The following is a 23,687-nucleotide window of genomic DNA, read 5'->3' as shown; positions in this document are numbered from 1 at the left end:
ATCCGTCAACACGGAACCCGATGCGGCGGCTGGTCGCAGCCGGTGCGCCTTGATTCCGACAGACCCGGCTTTAAGTCTGAGGAGAACAAGAATCCGGGCCCCTCTGGCGAGGACGCCGACGAATGTCGGCAAAACCTCGCGATGTCGGATGACCTGTCCCGCGCGAATGCGATGGATCGGCCGATCGTCGGGCCTACTTTAGTTCCTTCCGACCCAATCGTCCCCATCACAGCTCCGCGCGGCCATTTCGCAACGTTGAGGAGCAAAGATGTCTGACGCCAAATATTCCAATCCCGTCGAGATCGAGATCACCGAACCGACCAGCCTGAACGAGCGGGCCGCGGTGGCGCTGGTCATTGCCGGCGCGCTCGTCGCGGTGGCCGATCGTCGCGTCTCGCCGGTCGAGCGCGACGAGGTGATCCGCTTCATCAGGGATCGCGGACTGGCGCCGCACATCAGCGACGAACGGCTGTTTGCGATGTTCGACGAGCTGGCGGAACGATTGGAAGAGCCGGACTTTGCCAATGTGGTGATCGACACGCTGCGGCCGGTCTCGAACATGCCGCTCTCGTCGCATCTGATGGAGCTGTCGGAGCGCGTTGCGGCTGCGGATGACGACGTGCATCCCCATGAAGTGCAGGCGATCAAGCTGCTGCGGCTTCTGACATTGGTGCTGCCGCAGGCCAAGCAGGTCGGGCCGGGTGCGGCGAGCACCACCCCAAAGGAGTGAGCATGAGCACGGTATCGGACGAGCGGACGACGGGAGCCGAGGGCGGCACCGGCCAGATGGCCGGCGGTGACCCGCGCCTCGACAAGCTCGTCCATCGGCTGCCGCCACGCCTCGGCGGCACCGTCTCCTATCTGCTCAAGCCGTCCAGCCGCTGGGTGAGGATTCCCTCGGGCGCGCTGCTCGTCGTCGGCGGCGTGTTCTCGTTCCTGCCGGTGCTCGGCATCTGGATGCTGCCGCTCGGCCTTGCGCTGCTCGCCGAGGACGTGCCCGCGTTGCGCTCCTCCCGTTCAAAGGTCTTCGACTGGATCGAACGGCGCAAGCCGCAATGGCTCGATCCGTCCGCACCGAAACCTGATCAATCATGACCGAATTCATCACCGCTGAGGCGCTGACCGCGCTGCTTCAAGTCGTCCTGATCGACCTCGTGCTCGCCGGCGACAACGCCGTCGTCATCGGCCTTGCCGCCGCCGGCCTGCCGGCCGATCAGCGCCGCCGCGCCATCGTCGTCGGCATCGTCGCCGCGACCGCGCTGCGTATCGTCTTTGCCGGCATCGCGACCCAGCTCTTGCAGGTGATCGGCCTGCTGTTCGCCGGCGGCATATTGCTGCTCTGGGTGTGCTGGAAGATGTGGCGCGAGCTGCGCGAGCAGGCGGCGCATTCCAGCCAGCTTGCCTTCGGCCATGGTGGTGGCACCAGTGCTGCGCCTGCACCGCGGAAAACCTTCGGGCAGGCGGCGCTGCAGATTGTCGCAGCCGACGTCTCGATGTCGCTGGACAACGTGCTCGCGGTCGCGGGCGCCGCGCGCGAGCACCCTTACATCCTCGCCTTCGGCCTGCTGCTGTCGGTCGCGCTGATGGGCGTTGCCGCCGACCTGCTCGGCCGCGTGCTTCAGAGGCAGCGCTGGATCGCCTATGTCGGTCTCGCCATCATCGTTTACGTCGCCTTCGAGATGATCTATCGGGGCTCGCTCGAGCTTGCGCCCGTCATCGCGAGTCTCTGAGGCTCAATTCTTAGGCGACGCATCCTGCCTGCAATCCGGAGTGACCATGACGTCTGAAGCCAAAGCACATGCGGCCGCGCCTGCGCCGCGGCCGCAAATCGGTCCGTTCGCCCAGCTGATCTTCGGCTCGCGCTGGCTGCAGGTGCCGCTCTATGTCGGCCTCATCATCGCCCAGGGCGTTTACGTGCTGCTGTTCCTCAAGGAGCTCTGGCACCTGGTCGTGCACTCCTTCGACGCCAGCGAGCAACAGATCATGCTGGTCGTGCTCGGACTGATCGACGTCGTCATGATCTCGAACCTGCTGGTCATGGTGATCGTCGGCGGTTACGAGACCTTCGTCTCGCGCCTGAACCTGAACGGCCATCCGGACGAGCCGGAATGGCTGAGCCACGTCAATGCCAGCGTGCTGAAGATCAAGCTCGCGATGGCGATCATCGGCATCTCCTCGATCTCACTGTTGCGGACCTTCATCGAGGCCGGCAATCTCGGCACCACGCGCAGCAACTTCACCGAGAGCGGCGTGATGTGGCAGGTCCTGATCCACCTGACCTTCATCATCTCGGCGATCGGCATCGCCTGGGTCGACCGCCTCAGCGAGACCGGCCACCGCAAGGGGAACGGTCACCACTGACGCAAAAGATCAGAGACACCGGCCCCGCGCCAGCGTCTCCGAAGGCGTCTCGCCGAATGCCTGCCTGTAGCCGCGCGAGAAGTCACCCAAGTGCCAGAAGCCGTTGCCAAGGGCTGCAGCCTTGACGCTGACACCGGCACCTCTGGTCATGAGCTGGACGCGGGTGGCCCATAGCCTCTTGAGGCGCAGATAGTGATGCAGGCTCAAGCCATGCACGGCGCGCGTGGCGGTCTGGAGCGTGCGAACGGAGACACCGAGAACGGCGGCGAGATCCTCGCTGTAGAGCGGGCGGCTGCCGAACGTGGCCACCGCATCGTCGAGCCATGCGATCAGCTTGCGGTGTCGATCGAACGATCCGTGTCGCGCGGCGAGCCCGTCGGCCGGCACCAGCGTGTCGTCGAGACACGCGAGCAGCGTCTCCTGGATCGGTCGGTTGAGGGCTTCGAACTCCCTGGGGTCGTCGAGATTGGAGGCCAGCCAGAACATGTTCATGATCGTGGCCCGCATGCGCGCCATCGCCGCGTCGTGCGAGCGGAAGTAGGCGAGACCGCTGTCATAGTCTGCCCAGCCGCGATGACGCATGTCCGAGTTGAAGCGCAGCATCAGGTAGGTGTTCGTGCCATACGCGATGGAATCGATCGGAGCCTTCCCGCGGACGACGTTCACCATGGAATTGTCGATCTCGCGGCCGTTGGTGATCGAGTGAAACGAGAACGGCACCGTGAGGCCGATGCCACGGTCGGTGCCGACATCGGCCTCGAGACGGCGGGCGAAGGCGCGCTGGAGCACGAAGAGCCCGTCGCGGAGCGGCAGGATGGCGCGGGACAGCGTGACATCATGCGGGCGAAGCGGCGTGCTGATGCCGAGGCCGAGCACATCATTGGCGCGAAACTCGTCAAAGTCCGAAAAGCGCTCAATGCGGAGGATGCGCGAAGGTGTTAGCTGACGTACCGGCATTTCGGGATACGGGACGGTGTCAGGATTGGATGGGACTTAAGCACTGAAGGTATCAGACGGCTGCTCGCCGGCCCTATTCCGGGAAACTACTGCCAACCACCTTCACGTGACTTGCGGATACGCCGCGTTCTCCCGTCGCTCGCGCTCGCCCAGTTCCCGCACCAGCTCCTGCAGAAATGATTCCGTGAAAGCTGGCAGGGTGCGCTCGGCGCGGACATAGATGCCGAGATCAGACCAAACCGGGCTGCCGCCATTGTCGAGCGGCAGGAACACGAGCTGCGCGTCGCGCGACAGCCTGTTGATACCGAGCTGGGTCTGGAAGGCGACGCCGACGCCGCGCGCGGCGAGCTCGCGCATCAGGTCGATCGAATTGGCCTGGATCGCCGGCTCCGGCGTCTCGGAGAGCTGCGCGATCAGCGGCTGGAGCAGATGATAGATCGACAGCTCCGGCAGCGCGTGGATGACGGGGAAGGCGAGGCACTGCGCCAGCGTGACGGTCTTGCGGCGCGCCAGCGGATGCTCGCGCGCGACCAGTGCGCCGAGGCGAAAGCGCTTCAAGGCGACCTGGCGCAGGTCCGGCGGATGCTTGAGCGCGATGGCGATGCCGATGTCGGCCTCGCCGCGGCTCAGTGCCTCCAGCACGTCGGAGGATCCCTTGACCTCGGTGGTGAAGCTGACGCGGCGGGCCCGGCCGCGATGCGAGGCGATCAGGTCAGGCAGCACCGACTCGGTGAGCGACTCGATGCAGGCGATGCTGACCGTGCCGTGCCAGGCGCCGGACAGTGACGCCACGTCCGAGCGGAAACGGTCGAGATCCTGCAGCACGTTCATGACGTGGCGGGCCAGCATCTCGCCGACCGTCGTCAGCGTCAGGCCGCGCGCATTGCGCTCGAACAGAGGCGATCCAACCTCTTGTTCAAGCTTGAGAATTTGGCGGCTGACGGCCGAGGAGGCAACGTTCAGGACACGTGCCGCGGCCCGGATCGAGCCGGTGCGGCGAACTGCGTGGAAATATTGGATGGCCGGTGAATGAAAGCGCATGGGACCCCTTGGGGCGACTATAGCTGTTGCCGAAACGGCATCAACATGTACGAAATTCTATGCTTTTCGAGAGCGCCGCTCGCCCCTAGGTTCGCCGCCGGCTCGGACGGACCCCCGATGGGGGCCGCCCGGCCTCGCGCAACGACGCGTCGGGGGATTTGGGGTGGACGAGAACATCGCTTGCGAGCTGGAGCCCGGGCCGGACGCCCGGCTGGTCGATCGCCGCCGCGCGGCGGCCTATGTCGGCGTGACCGCGGGGCGCTTCGAGCAATTGGTGCGCGACAACGTCGTGCCGCCGCCGGTCATGGTGGATAACAAACGGCGCTGGTCGATCGCATTGCTCGACGTCGCAAGGGACGCGGTTGTCAGCAGCATGCCGTGGCTGCCGCCTGTGATGGCTGAAGTCACGCCGGAGGCACGCCCCTGCGAGCGCGATCCGGCACCGGTCTCGCACGAACTGCCCGATCAAGCCTGGTTCGAGCAGCGCGCGCGTTTCGTGCAGCGGGTGCGCAGGTCGCTGCTCTCGGGCAACGAGATCCGCCTGCTGCGCGAGTTCAAGCTGCTCAAGCAGCACGAGATCAGCATGTTCGGTTATTACGGCAGCTTCGAAGCGCTGATGGTGCGCGGCTACATCGTCGAGATCGACCGCAAGCCGCCGTCGAGCCGCCCGCTGGTGACCTACCGCCTGACTGACCGGGGCGAGCAGGTGGTGTCGGCGCTCAAGGACGAACCGGTGATCTGAGCCCGGCCGCGAGGTGCTTGGCTGGAGAGGTTCAAAAAAGCAGGCTGGACCTCTTCGGCTGTTTCGCTATATCTCTATAGATATAGCGGACCCGCGCTGCGGAGCTTTCGATGGAAATCAAGGTCAGATCACTTACGACATGCGAGGTGGCGGCTGACGGCGGCGCCATCGCACTCCACTTCGAGGACGTGACGGGAAACCCTGCAGCCGTCAGCGTTTCGCTCAACCAGGTCGGCGCGCTGATCATGACGCTTCCGGGATTGCTGGAGGCGGCGCTCAAGGCCCGCTACGGCAACCAGAGCCTGCGCTACGCCTATCCGCTGGCGTCCTGGGCAATCGAGCAGTCGACCGACACGACCCAGCGCATCATCACGCTCCAGACCGAGGACGGCTTCAAGGTTCGCTTCGCGATCCCCAGGGATGAGCAGAGCCTGTTGGGAGAGGCCCTGACCCAGCCGATGCCGGAAATGTCGGTGCGGCCGAATTAGGGGCTCAATCGGTTTTCGAGCGTTCAATTTCGCTCAAGTAAGCGGCCCACTCGAATTCAAAAGGCCCGAGGCCGAGCTTAGAGGCGGCGTCAGATCCATTTTCATATGCGAATTCAGACCACTGCACGCCGCGCTCGGTTCGAGCAACACGCGCAGTAATGGCGCCACAAGCGAAGTCGCCACACTCGGGGCAGACAAACAGAGCCACACGGTGCCCGCCGACAGGCACATCCGAAGTCAACATAGCAGCCGTTCTTTTATTGATCCGTCGAGCTATCTCTCGTTCATACTGCGGGTTCGAGAGAGAGCCGCACATATCGTATTCGAAAGCTTGGGTGGCTTCGAACAGAGATACTCCATTTACGACGAAATCAAATGAGTGTCGCTCCAGCTTCTGCGGATTTGCGCTACCGATCCGACGAAGGGCGGCAAACTTTAACTGATCCGTCATCTCGGCCCATCCGTTCACGACTTGCGGGAGCGGGCGATGTCGCTCTTGAGCGCTTCCAGCTCCTTGTGCACGGCGCGCGCGGCGTCGCGTTCGATCTTGCGGTAGCGCGCAACGAGCTTTTCGCCGAAGGGGGTGAGCATTGCGCCGCCGCCGTTCTTGCCGCCGGCCTGCGGCTCGACCACGGGGTTTCCGCAGATGCGGTTGATCTCGTCGACGAGATCCCAGGCGCGCTTGTAGGACATGTCCATGGCCCGGCCGGCCGCCGAAATCGAACCTTGCTCGCGGATCTGCTCCAATAGCTCGATCTTGCCGGGCCCGATCCGATCCTCATTGTCGAGGTCGATCCGAAGGCTCAGTTGGGGAAGCGATTTGGCGCTCGCGCGCGACATGGGGATCTCTGGGCTCTGCTTTGTGAGATTGCCACTCTTGCCCGTCGCAGACAAGATGACGGCCCTGCATGCGGCGTCATCGCACGGCGTGCATCTCCAGAAACGCCTTCACGCCTGTTACCGTGCCGGTATCCGACGGCACGTAGCCGGGCAGGGTGGCGACGGCGGCACGAAAATCGGCGCTGCGGATGATTTCAAGGATGCGTTGCATCGGGGCGGTATCGAGGAAGGCGCGCTTGCAGACGAAGAAATAATCCTCGGTGAGGATGCGGATGAAATCGAGACCGAACTGGCGGGCGGCCGCCTCGACGCCGAAGCACGCATCGGCCATGCCGCTGGCGACATAGGCGGCGACAGCGGCGTGGGTGAACTCGATCTGCTGCGCGCCGTTGATCCTGCTCTCGTCGATGCCGTTCGCGGCGAGCAACTGGTCGAACAACAGGCGCGTGCCGGAATCATGGTCGCGATTGACGAAGCGGACATTGGGTCTGGTGAGGTCATCGAGCGAGGCGATCCGCAGCGGATTGCCGCGCGCGACCATCAGGCCCATCTCGCGGGTGACGAAACTGATGATTCGGTCCTCGCGCGGATCGAGCCATTCGCGCGCCGCCTTGATGCCTTGCGCCCGCAGCGCGCCGTGCGGCAGATGCAGGCCAGAGAGATCGCATGCTCCTTGCGCCAGCGAGACCAGCGAGTGCTGGTTGCTGACATAGCGCAGATCGACACCGATGCCGGGCTCGCGGTCGAGGAATTCGCGCAGCTTCGCCACCGCAAAGCCGTGGCTGGCGTGGACGCGGATCACGGAGGGGCGCTGTTCGAGGAACGGCTTGATCTCGCTCGCGAGCTCCTGCGCGAGGTTCTCGAGCTGCGGCCCGAGCCGCGCCTGCATGCGCTCGCCGGCCCACACCAGCCGTTCCCCGAACGGCGTGAGTTTCGAGCCCTTGCCGCGGTGGGTCTCGACCAAAGGCGTTCCGAAGAACTCCGACCATTGCTCGATCAGATTCCAGACATGCCGGTAGGACAGGTCCGCATCGCTGGCCGCGCTCGTGATCTTTCCGGTCTTCCGGATTTCGTTGAGCACGCCGAGCATGATGACGGCGGTGCGCGGGCTGCCCTCCCGGCGGAACCGCCAGACAGCCTCGATCTCGATCTGAAGCATCTGATATCCTTATGAACTACGCTTCATATGTGGGGCGTCCATTTGCAGACCATATCATATTTACTCCGGCCAATAGCCGCCTAGTCTGGTATACCAGAACAGGAGGAAATATGATGTCTGTTGCATATGACTTTGCGCATTCGCCGGCCACCGAGTTCATGGCCCGGCCGCAGCATCTCCTAATCGACGGCCGCCGCGTGCCTGCGAGCTCCGGCCGCACCTTCAAATCCCTCAATCCCGCCACCGGGCAGGTCATCGCCACCGTCGCAGAGGGCGGCGAGGCCGACGTCCAGCTCGCCGTGGCCGCCGCGCGCCGCGCGTTCGAAGGCCCGTGGCGCACGATGCGCGCCTCCGAGCGCGGCCAGATCCTGATGCGCTGGGCGGACCTGCTCAAGCGCAACGCCGACGAGATCATCGAGCTCGAGTCGATCGATGCCGGCAAGCCGATCTCCGCGACGATACGCCAGGACTTTCCGGCCGCGGTCGACACGCTGATCTACTACGCCGGCTGGGCCGACAAGATCAGCGGCGACGTCGTGCCGGTGCGCGACGATGCGCTGACCTACACCATGCGCGAGCCGGTCGGCGTGGTCGCGGCGATCGTGCCGTGGAATTTCCCGCTGATGATCGGCATGTGGAAGCTTGCTCCCGCACTCGCCTGCGGCTGCACCATCGTGATGAAGCCGGCCGAGCTGACCTCGCTGTCGGCGCTGCGCATCGCCGAGCTTGCGCTCGAAGCCGGCCTGCCGGCGGGCGTCTTCAACGTCGTCACCGGTCCCGGCCGCGTCGTCGGCGACGCGCTGGTCAATCACCCTGACGTCGACAAGGTGACCTTCACCGGCTCGCCGGGGGTGGGGCGTGGAATCATGAAGGGCGCGGCCAGCAACTTCAAGCGTGTCTCGCTTGAGCTCGGCGGCAAGTCCGCCAACGTCATTTTCGACGACGCCGATCTCGAAGCCGCCAGCAAGGCTGCGGCCTCCGGCATCTTCTTCAATGCCGGCCAGGTCTGCTCGGCCGGCTCGCGCGTGCTGGTGCAGGAGAGGGCCTACGACGAGGTCGTCGAGCGTCTCGCCGCCCGCGCCAAGTCGATCAGAATCGGCGATCCGCTCGATCGCAAGACCGCACTCGGCCCGGTTATCTCCGAGAAGCAGATGAAGTCGATCCTCGACTATGTCGACATCGGCCAGAAGGAGGGCGCGACGCTCGTCACCGGCGGCGAGCGCATCGGCGAGCGCGGCTATTTCATCAGCCCGACCGTGTTCGCAGATGTCGCGCACGAGATGCGGATCTCGCAGGAAGAGATTTTCGGCCCCGTTGTCAGCGTCATCAAGTTTAGGGACGAAGCGGATGCGCTGCGCATCGCCAACGGCACGGCCTACAGCCTCGCCGCCGGCGTCTGGAGCCGCGATATCGGCAAGCTGCAGCGCTTCGCCAAGCGGGCGCGTGCCGGCACGGTTTGGATGAACACCTATGGCTACACCGACGTGCGCCTGCCCTGGGGCGGCGAGCGCGACTCCGGCCTCGGCCGCGAGCACGGCACCGCCGCGATCGACAATTTCACCGAGCCGAAGGCGGTGTGGATGAATCTGGCCGTCTGATAACCTCCCGATCGGCCAATCCTGGGCCCGCCTGATCCGGTCAGGCGGGCTCTTTTTTGAGATCGATAAAATTGTCTGCAATCCGCTCAGCGGCGGCAAACCCTGCGGACAAGAAGGCTATTGCCTTAAACCCCGGCTTTGGAACCGACGTGCATCCTCACCGCAAAAGGCTGGGGCATTTGCATGTCAATTTTCAAGGAGATCGTCGTGGCGATCGCGGGAGTCTACGCGCTCCTGTTCGTCTGCGACGCATTGTTCGGCGTCGCCGAGACGCGCTTCGATGATTCCTATTACAGCGCCAGTTTCTACGCGCCGAAGCCAAAGGAATTCCGCTTTGCAGACGGGACTACACCGGCCGCACGCGTCAGCGACGCCTTCGCGCAATTCTCGGCAACTGAGACCAAGCCGAACAGGCGCTACTCGTCGCTGACGACGATCATCCGGTAAGTCACGCAGCCCGCGCCGGCGGCTTCCAGCTCGCGCTCGAAGCGGAAATCAGTCGGCCGAGGAGTTGCGCTTGAGAGGTCTGACCACCACGGATGCAGCGGCCGACTTATAAAAATCGGCGAGCTAAGCGCAGCTCATCTTTGCGAATTGATCGCCTCGTCAGGCCTGAAACATTGCGTTGTCGATCATCACTTGAATGAGCTGCCGGCGATATCTCCCCTGCAAAGGAATTGCGCAATCAGAGAACGGATGGCGCTTTGGCGTCATTTCCTCAGCGGCCGAAACGCCGCTACGAACGCGTCCATGACTGCAGTGAGCGCTGATCCTGCGGGCCCCGGGGCGCGCAGCATCCACACAGCCCAGGGAGGCGGCGCGTGGGCGTCGAGCACCGTCACAAGTTCGCCGGAAGCGAGGAGCGTGGCTGTGCTCTCTGAGCCTGCCTGCGCGATCCCGGTCCCGAGCTTAGCAGCTGCGCGCATGGCGTCCGATCCGTCCACGATGAGTGCGAAATCGGGCTGAAGGCGCCGCGTGCCGCCGGGTGCACGATACAGCCAGGGCATCATGCGCCCCGTCGCCGGAAGACGCACGCCGATCAGCCGATGCCGTACGAGGTCATCGGGGGCCTTGGGCACGCCGTGTTTAGCAAGATAGGTGGGAGAGGCGAATGTGATGAGCGGCAATGGAGCCAGCCGCCGGGCGAGGACGCTGGCGTCGGCGATACGAGGTGCGATCCGAACCGCAAGATCCCACCGGCCTCCGCCGAGGTCGGCGAAGTGGTCGTCGAGGGCAAGCTCCACGCGTAGCGCCGGATGACGTTCCAGAAGCAATGCAAGGGCGTGCAGCAGAGTCGGAGCAAGCGAGGCGGCGGCGGTCACGCGCACCGTGCCCGCGACTCCGACCGGGGCACCGAGCCGGCTGGCGGCCGCCGCAAGCGCGAGGGCCGGGCCGCGGACCTCGGCGAGGAAGCGCTGACCGTCGGGGGTAAGGGAGAGGGCCCTGGTCGAGCGGCGGAACAGCCGGGCACCATGCGCCGCCTCGAAGCGGCCGACGAGACGGGCGACGGCGGCCGGCGTTACGCCGAGCAGGCGCGCGGCTGCTGCGAAGGAGCCGGCTTCGGCAACTCTAAGAACCACTACGGCGGCGCGCAATGTATCCATCCTGCATTCGATACATTATGTAGGCTCAGTTGCAACACCATTTGTACTACCCCCGCGTGATCCGGCGCCTCACTATCGGGGCATCTGAAATGGGAGAGCGATGATGCGCATTGGGATTGTGGGCGTTGGACCGGTGGGGCAGACCCTGGGGACGTCGTGGGCGCGCGCGGGTCACGCGGTTGCCTTCGGCTCGCGCGATCCGGCTCGCGCGGCGGAGGCGGTGACAGGCCTCGCCGATGCGCGCGCGGCATCGCAGGAAGAAGCTGCAGCATTCGGCGAGGTGGTGCTATGGACCCCCCGCGATGTGATGCCGACCGACCCCGATATTCTTGCAGGCAAGATCGTGGTCGACCCGAACAACCGTGGCCCCGGTCCTGATGGCAGCTATGCCTCGCCTCGTCCCGAAGTCCCAAGTCTCGCCGAACGTCTCCAGGCGGCTGCGCCGCGGGCGCGCGTGGTGAAAGCGTTCAATACGGTAGTGATGCGGTTGCTCAAGGAAGATCCCGAGCGACTGAGGTCGTCCGGGGCACAGGTATTCCTCGCCGGCGACGACGCCGAGGCAAAGACCGTGGCTGCTACCCTGGCGGCGGACATCGGGCTCGGTGCGGTGGATCTCGGCGGGCTGGAATCGGCGTGGCTGGCGGAGACGATGGCCGACGCGTTTCGCCAAGCCATGAGAACGAGTCCGGCGGGCTGGCGTCAGGCCCTGCTGTTCGCTGACCTCGCAGGAATGAAAGGACACAAGTGATGAGTAATCTCGCATACGAGCAGGCACGTTCGCCGGCGCCGTCATTCGACCTCACTGGCAAGCGCGTCGTCGTTGTCGGAGGTAAACGGGCGATCGGCCTCGGGGTGGCTCAGGCCGCCCACGACATGGGCGCGGCTGTCACCGTTGCCAGCCGCCGCCGCATATCCACGGAGGAGCGGCCGGACCTGGCTTCGTTCGACCAGATCGTTTTGGACATTCGCGACGAGGCGGCCGTGAAAGCCGCGTTCGATTCCATCGGTTTCTTTGACCATCTCGTCGTCACGGCTGGACCGGAGCTGGGATCTTGGGGATCGTTCATGGATCCCGACATGCGTGGCGTGCGCAGCTATCTGGAAGGCAAATTCCTCGGTACCTGGGCCTGCGCCCGCCACGCCGCCCCATACCTGCAGGCTGGCGGCTCGATGACATTTCTTACGGGCGGCGCCGGGGCCCGGGCAAAATTCGGATTGGCCGCGGTCACGCCGACGTTCGCAGCCGTCGAATCTCTATCGCAATCGCTCGCTCTGGAACTGGCCCCGATACGGGTCAACACTATCCGGCCCGGATTCGTCGACACCGACTTTTGGAATGTTTTGCCCGCGGAGACCGTGGAGGAGATCCGGGCCAAAGTCCGCGCCAACTTCCCGGCCAGGCGGCTCGGAACACCCGCAGACGTCGGGCATGCGGCTGTCTTCCTCATGACCAACCCGTACGTCACTGGCACGGTGCTGGAGGTCTCTGGAGGCGAGCTGTTGGTCGATTGGATTTTCTGACCTTGGTTTTGCGAAAACGATGCGGTGTCCATCGCCGGCGTCCCTACGGGGGAGCCGCATGGCTCGAATTGGAACTGCCCCGGCCTGGGAGGGGGTGACATTTGAAGCTGCGCGAGGTGACATTTGAAATTGCGCGCTACATGACGGTCGTCCGGGCTACCAGATATTGCGTTGCCTGACGGGCAAAACACGCGAGCCGTGGGGCAATCCGCGCGATCGAAAATATTCCGCTTTACCGAAATTCGGAAACAGCGTATCCATCGCCGCAACCCGGCCCAAGGAAGAGGGGCGTATCGCGATCGTCACGAACGCGGGCCGGGCGGCGGTGGGCGTGGGTCACATCGGCGCGAGGGATTTCGCAGGGCGGAGAGCCGTGAGCGGAACACCTCGCGCGCACGACCGGTGTGACCGGCGTACGGCCAAATCGTGTCGTCCTGGCGCCCGGGGTCTGTGCGCCAAGTCTTGCGGTGATGTGGCGGTCCAACCGGCACGCGCATCAGCCATCCGCAAGGCGACGGGGGCAATAGTGCATCGCTCCCCGGGGAGAGCACGGCATAAGCCGTTCCAACCACTGCGCAGGGAAGGCCGGGATGCTCCGGTTGCCCTGTTACCCGCTGTGCATTGTAGCGCAGACTACGCTTGGCATAGCGGACAATCGGAGCCAGCCGGCTCCCCGGTCTTCCCTGCGCCCTCTTTCAATGGAGGGTGAGGCATCGGTCAAAGCTCGGGTGAGAAAAGCCGCGAGGACGCGAAGGTGTGCCTCACTCGCCCTGGAGCCATTCCGCGACGCCGCGCCAGAGCGTGTCGCGGTGCTCGGGGCGGAAGAAGCCGAAATGGCCGATTGCCTTGGCGCCGACGTCGGACGGTTTCACCGTCAGCACCTCCGGCTTGATCGCGGTGAATCCGCTCGTGAGCAGCTCGACCGCGGGCCGCGTCGCCCAGGGATCGTCGGTGAAGCACAGTGCGCGCAGCTCGCCCTTGAAGTTGGCGAAATTCTCCAGCGCCGGCAGCTTTGAATCGAACAGATAGCGCGGGCTCGACACCCAATCCGCCCATTGCAGGAAGACGCCCTTGGGCAGGTCCTCGCCGATTCCGGCCCAGCCCGGTGCATAGCCGAGCGCATGGGCCAGCGGCACGCCGACAAGATTCATGAAGGCGTAGACGCGGTATTTTTCCGGCGAGGTCATCAGCCGCCAGGTCGCGGCCTGCGAGGCCACGAACGCGGCGCGCGCGATTTCATTGTTGTTCGCGATCAGCCCCAGCGCCTGGCCGCCATAGGAGTGGCCGACATAGGCGAGCGGCAGGCCATGATAGCGCTCGCGCATCCAGTGCACCGCGGCGGTGACGTCGAGCGCGGCCCAGTCCGACATCGAGGCCTTGAAGCCGACCAGGGATTTCGGCCGGTTGTAGCCGACCATCGCCGGCAGGCGGGAGTCGCCGATGCCGCGATAGTCGTAGGTGAGCACCGCGCAGCCGCGATGGGCGAGGTACGAGGCAAAGCCGCGATAGATCTTTCGCGGGACAGCGGTCGCCGAATTGATCAGCACGGCATGGCGCTTGGCGCCGCGCGGCAGGAACAGCGTACCGGCCAGCGCATACCCGTCGGTTGCCGGAAAGCTGATCTCGTCGATGAAAACGTCGTCGCGCGCCGCGTCCATAGGCAGAAGGTGTCCTGCCGGTTTTCTTGCCTGCCCCACAGCAAATGCGAATTTGGCTTTCCCCGCAAGGGTTTGCAGTGCGAAAGGGATTTACAACTGGCGATGTCGCGCCAGCCTGTGTATAAGGCGGCCCTCTCAACCCACAGAGAGGGTTGTGTTTTTTTGCTTCACGGAGAGATTGCGATGTCCGAGCGGTGGACGCCCGAGTCCTGGCGCAGCAAGCCGGTGCTACAGGTGCCCGAATATCCCGACGCCAAGGCCCTGGCCGACGTCGAGGCGCAGCTTGCAACCTTTCCGCCGCTGGTGTTCGCGGGCGAGGCGCGCAATCTGAAGAAGGCCCTGGGCCGGGTTGCGACCGGTGAGGCCTTCCTGCTCCAGGGCGGCGATTGCGCCGAGAGCTTTGCCGAGCATGGCGCCAACAACATCCGCGACTTCTTCCGCGTGCTGCTGCAGATGGCGGTGGTGCTGACCTATGCCGGCGCCGTGCCGGTGGTGAAGGTCGGCCGCATCGCCGGCCAGTTTGCCAAGCCGCGCTCCTCGCCGACCGAGAAGCTGAACGGCATCGAGCTGCCGAGCTATCGCGGCGACATCGTCAACGACATCGCCTTCACCAAGGAAGCGCGCGTGCCGGATCCGCAGCGCCAGCTGATGGCCTATCGCCAGTCGGCCGCGACGCTGAACCTGCTCCGCGCCTTTGCGACCGGCGGCTACGCCAATCTCGGCAGCGTTCATGAATGGATGCTCGGCTTCTTGAAGGATAGCCCGCAGTCTCGCCGCTACAAGGAGCTGGCCGACCGCATCTCCGACGCGCTCAACTTCATGCGCGCCTGCGGCCTCGATCTGGAGAGCCACCCCGAGCTGCGCGCCACCGATTTCTACACCAGCCATGAGGCGCTGCTGCTCGGCTACGAGCAGGCCATGACCCGCGTCGATTCCACCACCGGCGACTGGTACGCGACCTCGGGCCACATGATCTGGATCGGTGACCGCACCCGCCAGCTCGATCACGGCCACATCGAATATTTCCGCGGCATCAAGAACCCGATCGGGCTGAAGTGCGGCCCGTCGCTGAAGCCCGACGAGCTCCTGAAGCTGATCGACGTGCTCAACCCCGACAACGAGCCGGGCCGGTTGACGCTGATCGGCCGCTTCGGTTCGGACAAGGTCGGCGAGCATCTGCCGAACATGATCCGCGCGGTCAAGCGCGAGGGCAGGGTGGTGGTCTGGTCGTGCGATCCCATGCACGGCAACACGATCACCTCGACGTCGGGCTACAAGACGCGGCCGTTCGATCGCATCCTGTCCGAGGTGAAATCGTTCTTCACGATCCACGCCGCCGAAGGCACCCATGCCGGCGGCGTGCATCTGGAGATGACCGGAAAGGACGTCACGGAATGCCTCGGCGGCGCCCGCGCCATCACCGACGAGGATCTCAACGACCGCTATCACACGGTCTGCGATCCCCGCCTCAACGCCGAGCAATCCATCGATATGGCTTTCCTGGTCGCCGAGCTGCTCAAGCAGGAGCGCGCCGGCAAGACCAAGCCGATGCCGGCCGCAGCGGGGCTGTAAGACCTTGCTGCGGATTTGGAAGGCCACGATCAATTCCCGTAACGGTCTGGCCTTTGCGTTCCGGTCGGAGCAGGCCGTCCGCGAGGAGATTTTTGCGCTCCTGCTGTCGCTGCCGCTGGCCTGGTTCGTCGGCGCGACGGCGATGCGCGCGGTCGAGCTGGTCTGCTCGGTTGCGTTCGTGCTGACGGTCGAACTGCTCAACACCGCGATCGAGAAGCTCGCCGACCGTCTCACCATGGATCACGACAAGCAGATCGGGCGGGTCAAGGACATGGGATCCGCCGCGGTCGGTGTGGCGTTGCTGATGGCCGGCGCGTTCTGGATCATCGCCATCATCGAGCGGTTGGGGTTCCTCTAGCCACGAAATCGGAGTGCTGTGGCCATGACCGAACGTCTCAACGCATTCGCGGTCACGCTCGCCCAGCTCAATCCGACCATGGGCGACATCGCGGGCAATGCCGCCAAGGCACGCGCCGCTCGCGCGCGGGCCGTCGCCGACGGCGCCGATCTCGTGCTGTTTCCGGAATTGTTCATCGCCGGCTATCCGCCGGAGGATCTGGTGCAGAAGCCGGCCTTCCAGGCCGCCTGCCGTGCGGCGATCGAAAGTCTCGCGCGCGAGACCGCCGATGGCGGGCCGGCCATGCTGGTCGGCACGCCCTGGGTCGAGGAGGGCAGGCTCTATAATGCTTGCGCGCTGCTCGACGGCGGCCGCATCACCGGCCTGCGCTTCAAATGTAATCTGCCGAACTACGGCGTGTTCGACGAGAAGCGGCTTTTTGCGCGCGGCCCCGCCGCGGGACCGGTCACGGTGCGCGGCGTGCGCATCGGTGTGCCGATCTGCGAGGACATCTGGCTGGAAGAATCCGAGGACTACGAAAACGTGGTCGAGACGCTGGCCGAGACCGGCGCAGAGATCATCCTGGTGCCGAACGGCTCGCCCTATGCCCGCGACAAGAACGACGTGCGCCTGTCGGTAGCCGTCGCACGCGTCACCGAGAGCGGCCTGCCATTGGTCTATCTCAATCAGGTCTGCGGCCAGGACGAGCTGGTGTTCGACGGCGCCTCCTTCGTGCTCAACGGCGATCTGTCGCTGGCGGCGCAATTGCCGGCGTTCGAGGAGAGCGTCACGACGGTGCGCTTCACCCGCAATGGCGACGACTGGCGCTGTGCCGGGCCGATCGCAGAGCTGCTCGAGGGCGACAAGGCCGACTACGCCGCCTGCGTGCTGGGTTTGCGCGACTACGTCGCCAAGAACGGCTTCCCCGGCGTGCTGCTCGGCATTTCCGGCGGCATCGATTCCGCGCTGTGCGCGGCGATCGCGGTCGATGCGCTCGGCGCCGATCAGGTGCATGGCGTGATGCTGCCTTATCGCTACACTGCGGCCCACTCGATCGCGGATGCCGGCGAGCTCGCCGGCCATCTCGGCATCCGCTACGAGGTGTTGCCGATCGCGGAAGCCGTGACCGGCTTCGAGACCATCCTGTCCGGCATCTTCAAGAACCTGCCGCCTGACATCACCGAGGAGAATCTGCAGGCCCGTACCCGCGGCACGCTGCTGATGGCGATTTCCAACAAGACCGGCCTGATGGTGGTGACCACAGGCAACAAGTCGGAAATGTCGGTTGGCTACGCCACGCTCTATGGCGACATGAACGGCGGCTTCAACCCGATCAAGGACATCTACAAGACGCAGGTGTTCCGGCTGGCGGTGCTGCGCAATGGCTGGAAGCCCGAGGGCGCACTCGGGCCTGCGGGCGAGGTGATCCCGCCCGACATCATCACACGCCCGCCGAGCGCGGAGCTGCGCGAGAACCAGACCGATCAGGATTCGCTGCCGCCCTACGACGTGCTCGATGCCATTCTCGAACGCCTGGTCGAGCGCGAGGAGCCGCTCGACAAGATCATCGCCGCCGGCTTCGACCGCGAGACGGTTATGCGCATCGACCATCTCCTCAACGTCGCCGAATACAAGCGCCGCCAGGCCGCGCCCGGCGTGAAGGTGACGTGCAAGAACTTTGGCCGCGACCGCCGCTATCCCATCACCAACCGCTTTCGCGACAAGGGCGAGCCGTCGCCGGCGGCGGACGAGACGCTGGTCTCGCGCGCCAACGGCGCCTCGATCGACGCGTTCGAGGGGTGACGTTAGCGACTGGGCCCGCCGGTGCTACGACGGGGCTGCGAAGAACAGCCCCCGAAGGAAATGGGTGTACTCGGATTCGAGCACCATGATCGCCACAAAGACCATCACCGCGATCGGCGGCAACAGGATGGCATAGGCCAGGGCCAGCCGCTCCCAGGCCAAGTGCATGAACACGGCGACGATCAGGCCGGCCTTCAGCACCATGAACAGCAGGATCAGCGACCACCTGAGATAGCCCTGTAGGCCAAAGTAGTCGACGAGGTAGGAGCACGTGCTGAGGACGAACAACCAGCCCCAGACCACGAGGTAGAGCTTGATCGGGTGCTGTTGCCCCTTGGCGTGCACGGCTGCTGTTGCAACTGAGCCGTGCGCCGGAGCGTGGAGCTGTTCTTCCATGTGTACTGTCGCGTTTGTCATGCGCCGACCTCACCAAAGATAGAAAAGCGCGAAGATGAACACCCACACCAGATCGACGAAGTGCCAGTACAGGCCCATGATTTCGACGATCTCGTAATACCCCTTGCGGCTCGTGAAGAAGCCGCGCCTGCCGACGTCGAAGTCTCCGCGCGCGACCTTGCGTGCGATCGCGATCAGGAAGATCACGCCGATCGTCACATGGGTGCCGTGGAAGCCGGTGATCATGAAGAAGCTCGAGCCGAACTGCTCCGCGCCCCACGGGTTGCCCCAGGGCCGGACGCCCTCCCTGATCAGCTTGGTCCATTCGAAGGCCTGCATGCCGACGAAGGTTGCGCCGAACGCCGCCGTGACCAGCATCAAGGCTGCGGTTTTGACGCGATCGCGGCGGTAACCGAAATTGACGGCCATCGCCATCGTCCCGCTGCTGCTGATCAGGATGAACGTCATGATGGCGATCAGGATGAGCGGGATGTGCTTGCCGGCGAAGTTGAGAGCGAAGACTTCGCTGGGGTTGGGCCAGGGCACGGTCGTCGACATCCGTGCCGTCATGTAGGAGAGCAGGAAGCAACTGAAGATGAAGGTGTCGCTGAGGAGGAAGATCCACATCATGGCCTTGCCCCAGGACACGTTCTTGAACGCGCGCTGATCGGAGGCCCAGTCGGCGGCGATGCCGCGCCAGCCCGGAAGCCGCTCGGGAGCTTCTGCTGGATGTGTCAGTGCGGTCTCTGCCATCTGGTCTCGCCTCCTAGCTCAGCAATTGGCGACAGATGTTGACGAAATCGTCGGTCCATCCGGTGAGCAGGCCAAGCAGGACAAGCCACACCAGCAGCAGGAAGTGCCAGTAGATGGCGCACAGCTCCACGCTCAGGCGGGTGTCGGCGATCTCGGAGCTGCGCCACACCTTGGCCGAGGTTCGCCCGAGGGCCACCAGGCCACCCGTCAGATGCAGCCCGTGCACCGCGGTCAACAGGTAGAAGAAGGAATTGGCAGGATTGGACGCCACGAAATACCCGGCCGCGCTGAGCTGCTGCCAAGCCAAAAGCTGTCCGGCGAGGAAGATCACCGCAGCTGCTCCACCAGTGAGCAGGCCGATCATGACGCCTTCACCGTCGTCTCGACGTGCGGCCACATACGACCATTGCAGTGCGACGCTGCTCAGGACCAGAACGCCGGTGTTGAACCACAGCAGCCTCGGCACGGGCAGTGTCCGCCAGTCCGCCACGGCCATGCGCATGGAGTAGGCACTCATGAACAGCACGAACAATGCGCTCGCGACGGCGAGAAACACGCCGAGGCCGATCTTCGCTGCCGGCCATGTCATGGCATCGCCGCCGGGGAAGTCACCGAGCTGGCCTTCCTCCAGCCAGGGTTTGGCCGTCAGCCTCTGCTGCGACAGCCACCATCCGGCGATGATCGCGATCACAGTCAGGAACAGGATGATGGCGCTCACGAAGCAGCTCCCTGAACGAGGTGCGTCGCGCGCGGCGGCTGGTTTTGCGGAATGAAGTCCTCGTCGGCGCCGGGGACGCTGTAGTCATAGGCCCAGCGGTAGACGACCGGGAGCTCCTTGCCCCAGTTGCCGTGCCCGGGCGGCGTTTCCGGCGTCTGCCATTCCAGCGTCGTCGCCCGCCACGGATTGCCGCCTGAGGCCTCGCCTTTGAACAGGCTCCAGGCAAGATTGAACAGGAACACCATTTGGCTGAAGCCGACGGTCAAGGCCACCACGGAGATGAAGGCGTTCAGTGAATGGGCCGAGGACGGGATGAACGCGGCGTCGCCGAGCTCGAAGTATCGACGTGGAACCCCGAGCAGCCCGAGATAGTGCATGGGGAAGAAGATCAGATAGGCGCCGAGGAACGTGACCCAGAAGTGAAACTTCCCGAGTGCGTCGTTGAGCATTCGCCCCGTGACCTTGGGGTACCAGTGATAGATGGCACCCAGCACCACCATGATCGGCGCCACGCCCATCACCATGTGGAAATGTGCGACCACGAACATGGTATCCGAGAGGGGGACATCCACGACGACATTGCCGAGGAAGAGGCCGGTGAGGCCGCCGTTCACGAAGGTGATGATGAAGCCGAGGGCAAACAGCATCGGCACCCTGAGATGAATGTCTCCGCGCCAAAGCGTCAGCACCCAGTTGTAGACCTTGATCGCGGTGGGGATGGCGATGATGAGCGTCGTGGTGGCGAAGAAGTACCCGAATTGCGGGAACATCCCGCTCACATACATGTGGTGCGCCCATACGATGAAGCTGAGCGCGCCGATGGCCACGATCGCCCAGACCATCATGCGGTAGCCAAAGATGTTCTTGCGCGCATGCGTGCTGATCAGATCGGAGACGATGCCGAAAGCGGGCAGGGCGACGATGTAGACCTCGGGGTGGCCGAAGAACCAGAACAGGTGCTGGAAGAGCAGCGGGCTGCCGCCACCATATTTCGAAAGCGTGCCCATCTCGACAAGGGAGGGCATGAAGAAGCTGGTTCCCAAGAGACGGTCGAGCAGCAGCATGACCGAGGCGACGAAGAGTGCAGGAAATGCCAGCAGCGCCATGACGGTTGCCGTGAAAATACCCCACACCGTCAGCGGCAGGCGCATCAACGTCATGCCGCGGGTGCGCGCCTGGAGCACCGTGACCACATAGTTCAGCCCGCCCATGGTGAAGCCGATGATGAACAGGATCAGGGATGACATCATGAGAATGATGCCCCAATCCTGCCCGGGCGTTCCGGAGAGGATCGATTGTGGCGGGTACAGCGTCCAGCCCGCGCCGGTCGGACCACCGGGCACGAAGAATGTCGAGGCCAGCACCAGGACTGCGAGCAGGTAGACCCAGTAGCTCAGCATGTTCACATACGGGAAGACCATGTCCCGGGCGCCGACCATCAGCGGGATCAGGTAGTTGCCGAAGCCGCCCAGGAACAACGCGGTGAGCAGGTAGATCACCATGATCATGCCGTGCATGGTGATGAACTGGAGGTACTGGTTGGCATCGATGAAAGAGAAGGTGCCGGGGAATCCCAGTTGCAGCCGCATCAGCCACGACAACACCAGGGCCACCAGCCCGATGGCCGAGGCTGTCAGCGAGTACTGAATGGCGATCACCTTGGCGTCTTGCGAGAACACATACCGTGTCCACCAGCTCCTCGGATGATAGAGCTCGACATCAGGCACTTCGGCAGGCGGGATGTGTGCGATCCCTTCATATGGAATATCGACCATAGAAATACCTCCTCGGTCGTTTCCTTCGGGGGCGACGAGCTCGCCTCACGCACCCGATTCTCACTTCGCGGCGGCTCTACTTGCCGCCGCCGGATTGGTACGTCGCCTTCACGACGGCTTTTCCAGGCGACAATTCTGCAAACGTTTTCTGTTGATCCAGCCAGGCGTGATATTCACGCTCTTCGTCGACGATCACCTTGGCGCGCATTTGATAGTGCGCAGCGCCGCACAGCTCCGCGCAGAGAACGTCGAACGTTCCGGTTCGGATCGGCTTGATCCAGAAATAGGTCACCGCGCCCGGGACCATGTCCATCTTGGCGCGGAATTCGGGCACGTAGAAATCGTGCAGGACGTCAACAGAACGGAGGAGAACCTTGACCGGCTTTCCCAGTTGAAGGTGCAGGTCGCCGTTCTCGATCACGACGTCGTCCTGTGCATGTGGATCGTCGCGATTGAGTCCCATCGGATTGTCGGCGCCGATGTTGCGGACATCGGATGTGCCGAGCCGCCCATCCTTGCCCGGAAGGCGGAAGCTCCATTGCCATTGTTGGCCCATGACCTCGACCTCGGAGGCATCGGCAGGCACCGTCACGAACTGGTGCCAGACCACGAGGCCAGGCGCCAGCATCGCCGCGACGCCGATTCCGGTCCCGACGCTCAGCCACCATTCGAGCCTTTTGTTTTCCGGATTGTAGTCGGCCCGTCGTCCCTCCTTGTGGTGAAAGCGGAAGACGCAATAGGCCATGAAGGCGATAACAGCGACGAAAACGAAGCCCGTGATCCAGAAGGTGATGTTGATGGTGTGGTCGATATACGCCCAGTCGGTGGCGATCGGCGTCCACCACCACGGGCTGTAGATGTGAAACAGCACCGAGCCGATCGCGACCAGAAGCAGTATCAGTGCGACAACCATCCTGATCCATCCTCGCCATCAAAGGCTGCGGATACGAATCCTGGGCGGAGCTCACGTCTGTCGCGATGGCTGCGTTGGCATGCACGCCATCGCTGCGCCTCTTGCCTCGCCCATTCCAACGGTCGCGAAATCAAGAGAACTGTCGCGACCGCCAATCTCACCGGAGCTGGGGGCGTCTACACGTTTAAAATGATCTCCGCCGGAGCCGGCGTCAATAGCGCATGCCGGCGTTCATTTGACGTGGACGAACGGCATTGCCGCGCAAGGCGTCAGTCGCCAGAGGTCGTTCGCTTGCGCAGCGCACAAATCCACGCAGACGCACAATTCACCCAACCGTGAGTGCAACCATGCCTCGTGCGCGCTAAGCTTGCGAGGCAGGTCGCGACGGGTTCCGTCGGGCCAGGCTCGTTTCGCTGAACCTGGGTTGCCGTACTCGGCCCATCGCGTTTCTCGCTCGTGAGGCGGATACGCGTGGCTGGAAAGCGCGCGGTATCACCGCCGCGGCTTACAGCACGGGAGGGTGCGTTCATGGCCACTCTGTACTCCCAGGGCATGTTGAGGCGGCACGTATTCGGCGAAGCGGCCTCTTATCCCATTCGCAAGATCAGTCTGTCCGACCTGACCGAGGCGCTGCGCCTTGGCTGGGAGGATTTCCAGGCGATGCCAAGTCACGCCATCGTCGTCTGCGTGATCTATCCTGTTCTCGGTCTCGTCCTGTTCAGGATGGTCCTTGGTTATTCGGTCCTGCCGCTTTTGTTTCCGCTGGCCGCCGGCTTTGCCCTGATAGGACCCTTTGCCGCGATCGGTCTCTACGAGCTCAGCCGTCGCCGCGAACGCGGCGAGGAGGTCGGGGCATGGGACGCGATCAAGGTGCTGCGCGCACCGTCGTTCGGCGCCATGCTCGAGCTCGGCGTGCTCCTGCTCGTCCTGTTCGGGGCCTGGATCGGTGTCGCGAACGCAATCTACGTCACAATCTTCGGTCACGCGGCGGCTGCAAGCATTCCCGACTTCGCAACGCGTGTGCTGACGACACCGGAAGGCTGGTCGCTCATCATCGTCGGTTGTGGTGTCGGCTTCCTGTTTGCGGTTTCGGCCTTGTGCGTCAGCGTCGTGTCGTTTCCCTTGATGCTCGACCGGCATGCGACTGCGATCGATGCGATCCGCACGTCGCTCCGGGCGGTGGCGGAAAATCCGGTTGCGATGGCCGCCTGGGGCCTCATCGTGGCGGCGCTGCTCGTGATCGGCTCACTACCGCTCTTCGTCGGTCTCGCTGTCGTTCTGCCGGTGCTCGGTCATGCCACCTGGCACCTCTATCGGCGGGTGGTGGAGCCGAATCCGAATCCACCGGACGAGCCACCGCCGCCACCGAAGGGAAAGCGCTACGCGGCGGACTTTCCGGCCAATCTCTTCCCTTGGAGCCGCGAGGGCGAGTAGTGCGGGCGAAGCGGCCG

The 23,687-nt window shown here is 64.2% G+C and carries 26 protein-coding genes; 14 read left to right on the top strand and 12 right to left on the bottom strand.

The annotated features are described in order from the left end of the window. Nucleotides 1-268 precede the first annotated feature (268 nt). The 4 genes from RAD16_RS26660 to RAD16_RS26645 are packed head-to-tail and all read left to right on the top strand — an operon-like array spanning nt 269 to nt 2,361. A complete protein-coding gene (locus RAD16_RS26660) occupies nt 269-730 on the top strand; it encodes a TerB family tellurite resistance protein (protein WP_458160807.1) in 462 nt (153 codons plus the stop codon). Between the two features lie 2 nt (nt 731-732). Next, complete coding sequence (locus RAD16_RS26655) at nt 733-1,095, top strand: hypothetical protein (protein WP_458160806.1); 363 nt, start codon at nt 733-735, stop codon at nt 1,093-1,095. Beyond that, nucleotides 1,092-1,730, top strand: coding sequence for a TerC family protein (locus tag RAD16_RS26650; protein WP_458160805.1), 639 nt, complete (start codon nt 1,092-1,094; stop codon nt 1,728-1,730). Before RAD16_RS26655 ends, RAD16_RS26650 begins: the two co-directional genes overlap by 4 nt. A 46-nt stretch (nt 1,731-1,776) precedes the next feature. Continuing rightward, nucleotides 1,777-2,361, top strand: coding sequence for a TIGR00645 family protein (locus RAD16_RS26645; RefSeq protein WP_458160804.1), 585 nt, complete (start codon nt 1,777-1,779; stop codon nt 2,359-2,361). Between the two features lie 9 nt (nt 2,362-2,370). On the opposite strand, the gene RAD16_RS26640 is transcribed toward RAD16_RS26645, so the two are convergent. Both RAD16_RS26640 and RAD16_RS26635 read right to left on the bottom strand, forming a co-directional pair. Next, on the bottom strand, nt 2,371-3,318 hold the full coding sequence (locus RAD16_RS26640) for a helix-turn-helix domain-containing protein (RefSeq protein WP_458160803.1): 948 nt from the start codon (nt 3,316-3,318) through the stop codon (nt 2,371-2,373). Nucleotides 3,319-3,420: 102 nt separating this feature from the next. Further along, complete coding sequence (locus RAD16_RS26635) at nt 3,421-4,359, bottom strand: LysR family transcriptional regulator (protein ID WP_458160802.1); 939 nt, start codon at nt 4,357-4,359, stop codon at nt 3,421-3,423. Between the two features lie 163 nt (nt 4,360-4,522). Between RAD16_RS26635 and RAD16_RS26630 the strand changes: the two genes are divergently transcribed. Both RAD16_RS26630 and RAD16_RS26625 read left to right on the top strand, forming a co-directional pair. Continuing rightward, the gene (locus RAD16_RS26630) at nt 4,523-5,101 is read left to right on the top strand and encodes a hypothetical protein (RefSeq protein ID WP_458160801.1); all 579 of its coding nucleotides are present in this window, start codon (nt 4,523-4,525) and stop codon (nt 5,099-5,101) included. 110 nt (nt 5,102-5,211) lie between these two features. Further along, nucleotides 5,212-5,589 (top strand): hypothetical protein, encoded by a 378-nt coding sequence (locus tag RAD16_RS26625; protein ID WP_458160800.1) that lies wholly within the window; start codon nt 5,212-5,214, stop codon nt 5,587-5,589. A 4-nt stretch (nt 5,590-5,593) separates the two neighbouring features. On the opposite strand, the gene RAD16_RS26620 is transcribed toward RAD16_RS26625, so the two are convergent. The 3 genes from RAD16_RS26620 to RAD16_RS26610 all read right to left on the bottom strand — a co-directional run bounded on the left by RAD16_RS26620 (nt 5,594) and on the right by RAD16_RS26610 (nt 7,588). Beyond that, nucleotides 5,594-6,040 carry a hypothetical protein gene (locus RAD16_RS26620; protein WP_458160799.1) on the bottom strand — a complete coding sequence of 149 codons (447 nt, stop codon included), beginning with the start codon at nt 6,038-6,040 and terminating at the stop codon, nt 5,594-5,596. A gap of 14 nt (nt 6,041-6,054) precedes the next feature. Next, nucleotides 6,055-6,429 (bottom strand): winged helix-turn-helix domain-containing protein, encoded by a 375-nt coding sequence (locus RAD16_RS26615; protein WP_458160798.1) that lies wholly within the window; start codon nt 6,427-6,429, stop codon nt 6,055-6,057. Nucleotides 6,430-6,505: 76 nt separating this feature from the next. Continuing rightward, nucleotides 6,506-7,588, bottom strand: a complete 1,083-nt coding sequence (locus RAD16_RS26610; RefSeq protein ID WP_458160797.1) for a substrate-binding domain-containing protein — start codon at nt 7,586-7,588, stop codon at nt 6,506-6,508. Nucleotides 7,589-7,701: 113 nt separating this feature from the next. On the opposite strand from RAD16_RS26610, the gene RAD16_RS26605 reads away from it, so the two are divergent. Both RAD16_RS26605 and RAD16_RS26600 read left to right on the top strand, forming a co-directional pair. Next, nucleotides 7,702-9,186, top strand: coding sequence for an aldehyde dehydrogenase family protein (locus RAD16_RS26605; RefSeq protein ID WP_458160943.1), 1,485 nt, complete (start codon nt 7,702-7,704; stop codon nt 9,184-9,186). Nucleotides 9,187-9,369: 183 nt separating this feature from the next. Beyond that, nucleotides 9,370-9,633 carry a hypothetical protein gene (locus RAD16_RS26600; RefSeq protein ID WP_458160796.1) on the top strand — a complete coding sequence of 88 codons (264 nt, stop codon included), beginning with the start codon at nt 9,370-9,372 and terminating at the stop codon, nt 9,631-9,633. A gap of 263 nt (nt 9,634-9,896) precedes the next feature. On the opposite strand, the gene RAD16_RS26595 is transcribed toward RAD16_RS26600, so the two are convergent. After that, entirely contained in the window at nt 9,897-10,790 is an 894-nt protein-coding gene (locus RAD16_RS26595) for a LysR family transcriptional regulator (RefSeq protein WP_458160795.1), read from the bottom strand. A gap of 100 nt (nt 10,791-10,890) precedes the next feature. Here RAD16_RS26595 and RAD16_RS26590 point away from each other — a divergent pair, with 100 nt between their 5' ends. Next, complete coding sequence (locus RAD16_RS26590) at nt 10,891-11,538, top strand: NADPH-dependent F420 reductase (RefSeq protein WP_458160794.1); 648 nt, start codon at nt 10,891-10,893, stop codon at nt 11,536-11,538. Continuing rightward, nucleotides 11,538-12,311, top strand: a complete 774-nt coding sequence (locus tag RAD16_RS26585) for an SDR family oxidoreductase (RefSeq protein WP_458160793.1) — start codon at nt 11,538-11,540, stop codon at nt 12,309-12,311. The genes RAD16_RS26590 and RAD16_RS26585 overlap by 1 nt, the downstream gene beginning before the upstream one ends. Nucleotides 12,312-13,072: 761 nt before the next feature. Here the strand turns inward: RAD16_RS26585 and RAD16_RS26580 are convergent. Next, entirely contained in the window at nt 13,073-13,969 is an 897-nt protein-coding gene (locus RAD16_RS26580) for an alpha/beta hydrolase family protein (protein ID WP_458160792.1), read from the bottom strand. Between the two features lie 183 nt (nt 13,970-14,152). Here RAD16_RS26580 and RAD16_RS26575 point away from each other — a divergent pair, with 183 nt between their 5' ends. Genes RAD16_RS26575 through RAD16_RS26565 form a run of 3 tightly spaced genes read left to right on the top strand, consistent with a single transcriptional unit; the run spans nt 14,153 to nt 17,681 of the window. Further along, the gene (locus RAD16_RS26575) at nt 14,153-15,541 is read left to right on the top strand and encodes a class II 3-deoxy-7-phosphoheptulonate synthase (protein WP_458160791.1); all 1,389 of its coding nucleotides are present in this window, start codon (nt 14,153-14,155) and stop codon (nt 15,539-15,541) included. A gap of 4 nt (nt 15,542-15,545) precedes the next feature. After that, complete coding sequence (locus RAD16_RS26570) at nt 15,546-15,899, top strand: diacylglycerol kinase (RefSeq protein WP_326902188.1); 354 nt, start codon at nt 15,546-15,548, stop codon at nt 15,897-15,899. A 24-nt stretch (nt 15,900-15,923) separates the two neighbouring features. Then, on the top strand, nt 15,924-17,681 hold the full coding sequence (locus RAD16_RS26565; protein WP_458160790.1) for an NAD+ synthase: 1,758 nt from the start codon (nt 15,924-15,926) through the stop codon (nt 17,679-17,681). A 24-nt stretch (nt 17,682-17,705) separates the two neighbouring features. Here RAD16_RS26565 and RAD16_RS26560 read toward each other — a convergent pair whose 3' ends face one another. From RAD16_RS26560 to RAD16_RS26540, 5 genes are all read right to left on the bottom strand, one after another. Beyond that, nucleotides 17,706-18,098, bottom strand: a complete 393-nt coding sequence (locus tag RAD16_RS26560) for a cytochrome C oxidase subunit IV family protein (RefSeq protein ID WP_458160789.1) — start codon at nt 18,096-18,098, stop codon at nt 17,706-17,708. Between the two features lie 9 nt (nt 18,099-18,107). Continuing rightward, a complete protein-coding gene (locus RAD16_RS26555) occupies nt 18,108-18,830 on the bottom strand; it encodes a heme-copper oxidase subunit III family protein (RefSeq protein WP_458160788.1) in 723 nt (240 codons plus the stop codon). A gap of 13 nt (nt 18,831-18,843) precedes the next feature. Further along, nucleotides 18,844-19,548, bottom strand: a complete 705-nt coding sequence (locus RAD16_RS26550) for a cytochrome c oxidase subunit 3 (protein ID WP_458160787.1) — start codon at nt 19,546-19,548, stop codon at nt 18,844-18,846. Further along, on the bottom strand, nt 19,545-21,323 hold the full coding sequence (locus RAD16_RS26545) for a cbb3-type cytochrome c oxidase subunit I (protein ID WP_458160786.1): 1,779 nt from the start codon (nt 21,321-21,323) through the stop codon (nt 19,545-19,547). Before RAD16_RS26545 ends, RAD16_RS26550 begins: the two co-directional genes overlap by 4 nt. Nucleotides 21,324-21,399: 76 nt before the next feature. Continuing rightward, nucleotides 21,400-22,236 carry a cytochrome c oxidase subunit II gene (locus RAD16_RS26540; RefSeq protein WP_458160785.1) on the bottom strand — a complete coding sequence of 279 codons (837 nt, stop codon included), beginning with the start codon at nt 22,234-22,236 and terminating at the stop codon, nt 21,400-21,402. Between the two features lie 528 nt (nt 22,237-22,764). Between RAD16_RS26540 and RAD16_RS26535 the strand changes: the two genes are divergently transcribed. Further along, nucleotides 22,765-23,670: a DUF2189 domain-containing protein gene (locus tag RAD16_RS26535; protein WP_458160784.1), complete on the top strand. Its 906-nt coding sequence runs from the start codon at nt 22,765-22,767 to the stop codon at nt 23,668-23,670. Nucleotides 23,671-23,687 lie beyond the last annotated feature (17 nt).

Source organism: Bradyrhizobium sp. 18BD (assembly GCF_054185225.1).
Note: the sequence above shows the minus strand (reverse complement) of the source record. Positions and strands in the feature narration are given on the sequence as shown.

Bases quoted from the DNA above. Each gene is read 5' to 3' on its own strand.
- RAD16_RS26660 (WP_458160807.1), top strand. From the start codon at position 269: ATGTCTGACGCCAAATATTCCAATCCCGTCGAGATCGAGATCACCGAA.
- RAD16_RS26655 (WP_458160806.1), top strand. From the start codon at position 733: ATGAGCACGGTATCGGACGAGCGGACGACGGGAGCCGAGGGCGGCACC.
- RAD16_RS26650 (WP_458160805.1), top strand. From the start codon at position 1,092: ATGACCGAATTCATCACCGCTGAGGCGCTGACCGCGCTGCTTCAAGTC.
- RAD16_RS26645 (WP_458160804.1), top strand. From the start codon at position 1,777: ATGACGTCTGAAGCCAAAGCACATGCGGCCGCGCCTGCGCCGCGGCCG.
- RAD16_RS26640 (WP_458160803.1), bottom strand. From the start codon at position 3,318: ATGCCGGTACGTCAGCTAACACCTTCGCGCATCCTCCGCATTGAGCGC.
- RAD16_RS26635 (WP_458160802.1), bottom strand. From the start codon at position 4,359: ATGCGCTTTCATTCACCGGCCATCCAATATTTCCACGCAGTTCGCCGC.
- RAD16_RS26625 (WP_458160800.1), top strand. From the start codon at position 5,212: ATGGAAATCAAGGTCAGATCACTTACGACATGCGAGGTGGCGGCTGAC.
- RAD16_RS26620 (WP_458160799.1), bottom strand. From the start codon at position 6,040: ATGACGGATCAGTTAAAGTTTGCCGCCCTTCGTCGGATCGGTAGCGCA.
- RAD16_RS26615 (WP_458160798.1), bottom strand. From the start codon at position 6,429: ATGTCGCGCGCGAGCGCCAAATCGCTTCCCCAACTGAGCCTTCGGATC.
- RAD16_RS26610 (WP_458160797.1), bottom strand. From the start codon at position 7,588: ATGCTTCAGATCGAGATCGAGGCTGTCTGGCGGTTCCGCCGGGAGGGC.
- RAD16_RS26605 (WP_458160943.1), top strand. From the start codon at position 7,702: ATGTCTGTTGCATATGACTTTGCGCATTCGCCGGCCACCGAGTTCATG.
- RAD16_RS26600 (WP_458160796.1), top strand. From the start codon at position 9,370: ATGTCAATTTTCAAGGAGATCGTCGTGGCGATCGCGGGAGTCTACGCG.
- RAD16_RS26595 (WP_458160795.1), bottom strand. From the start codon at position 10,790: ATGGATACATTGCGCGCCGCCGTAGTGGTTCTTAGAGTTGCCGAAGCC.
- RAD16_RS26590 (WP_458160794.1), top strand. From the start codon at position 10,891: ATGATGCGCATTGGGATTGTGGGCGTTGGACCGGTGGGGCAGACCCTG.
- RAD16_RS26585 (WP_458160793.1), top strand. From the start codon at position 11,538: ATGAGTAATCTCGCATACGAGCAGGCACGTTCGCCGGCGCCGTCATTC.
- RAD16_RS26580 (WP_458160792.1), bottom strand. From the start codon at position 13,969: ATGGACGCGGCGCGCGACGACGTTTTCATCGACGAGATCAGCTTTCCG.
- RAD16_RS26575 (WP_458160791.1), top strand. From the start codon at position 14,153: ATGTCCGAGCGGTGGACGCCCGAGTCCTGGCGCAGCAAGCCGGTGCTA.
- RAD16_RS26565 (WP_458160790.1), top strand. From the start codon at position 15,924: ATGACCGAACGTCTCAACGCATTCGCGGTCACGCTCGCCCAGCTCAAT.
- RAD16_RS26560 (WP_458160789.1), bottom strand. From the start codon at position 18,098: ATGACAAACGCGACAGTACACATGGAAGAACAGCTCCACGCTCCGGCG.
- RAD16_RS26555 (WP_458160788.1), bottom strand. From the start codon at position 18,830: ATGGCAGAGACCGCACTGACACATCCAGCAGAAGCTCCCGAGCGGCTT.
- RAD16_RS26545 (WP_458160786.1), bottom strand. From the start codon at position 21,323: ATGGTCGATATTCCATATGAAGGGATCGCACACATCCCGCCTGCCGAA.
- RAD16_RS26540 (WP_458160785.1), bottom strand. From the start codon at position 22,236: ATGGTTGTCGCACTGATACTGCTTCTGGTCGCGATCGGCTCGGTGCTG.
- RAD16_RS26535 (WP_458160784.1), top strand. From the start codon at position 22,765: ATGGCCACTCTGTACTCCCAGGGCATGTTGAGGCGGCACGTATTCGGC.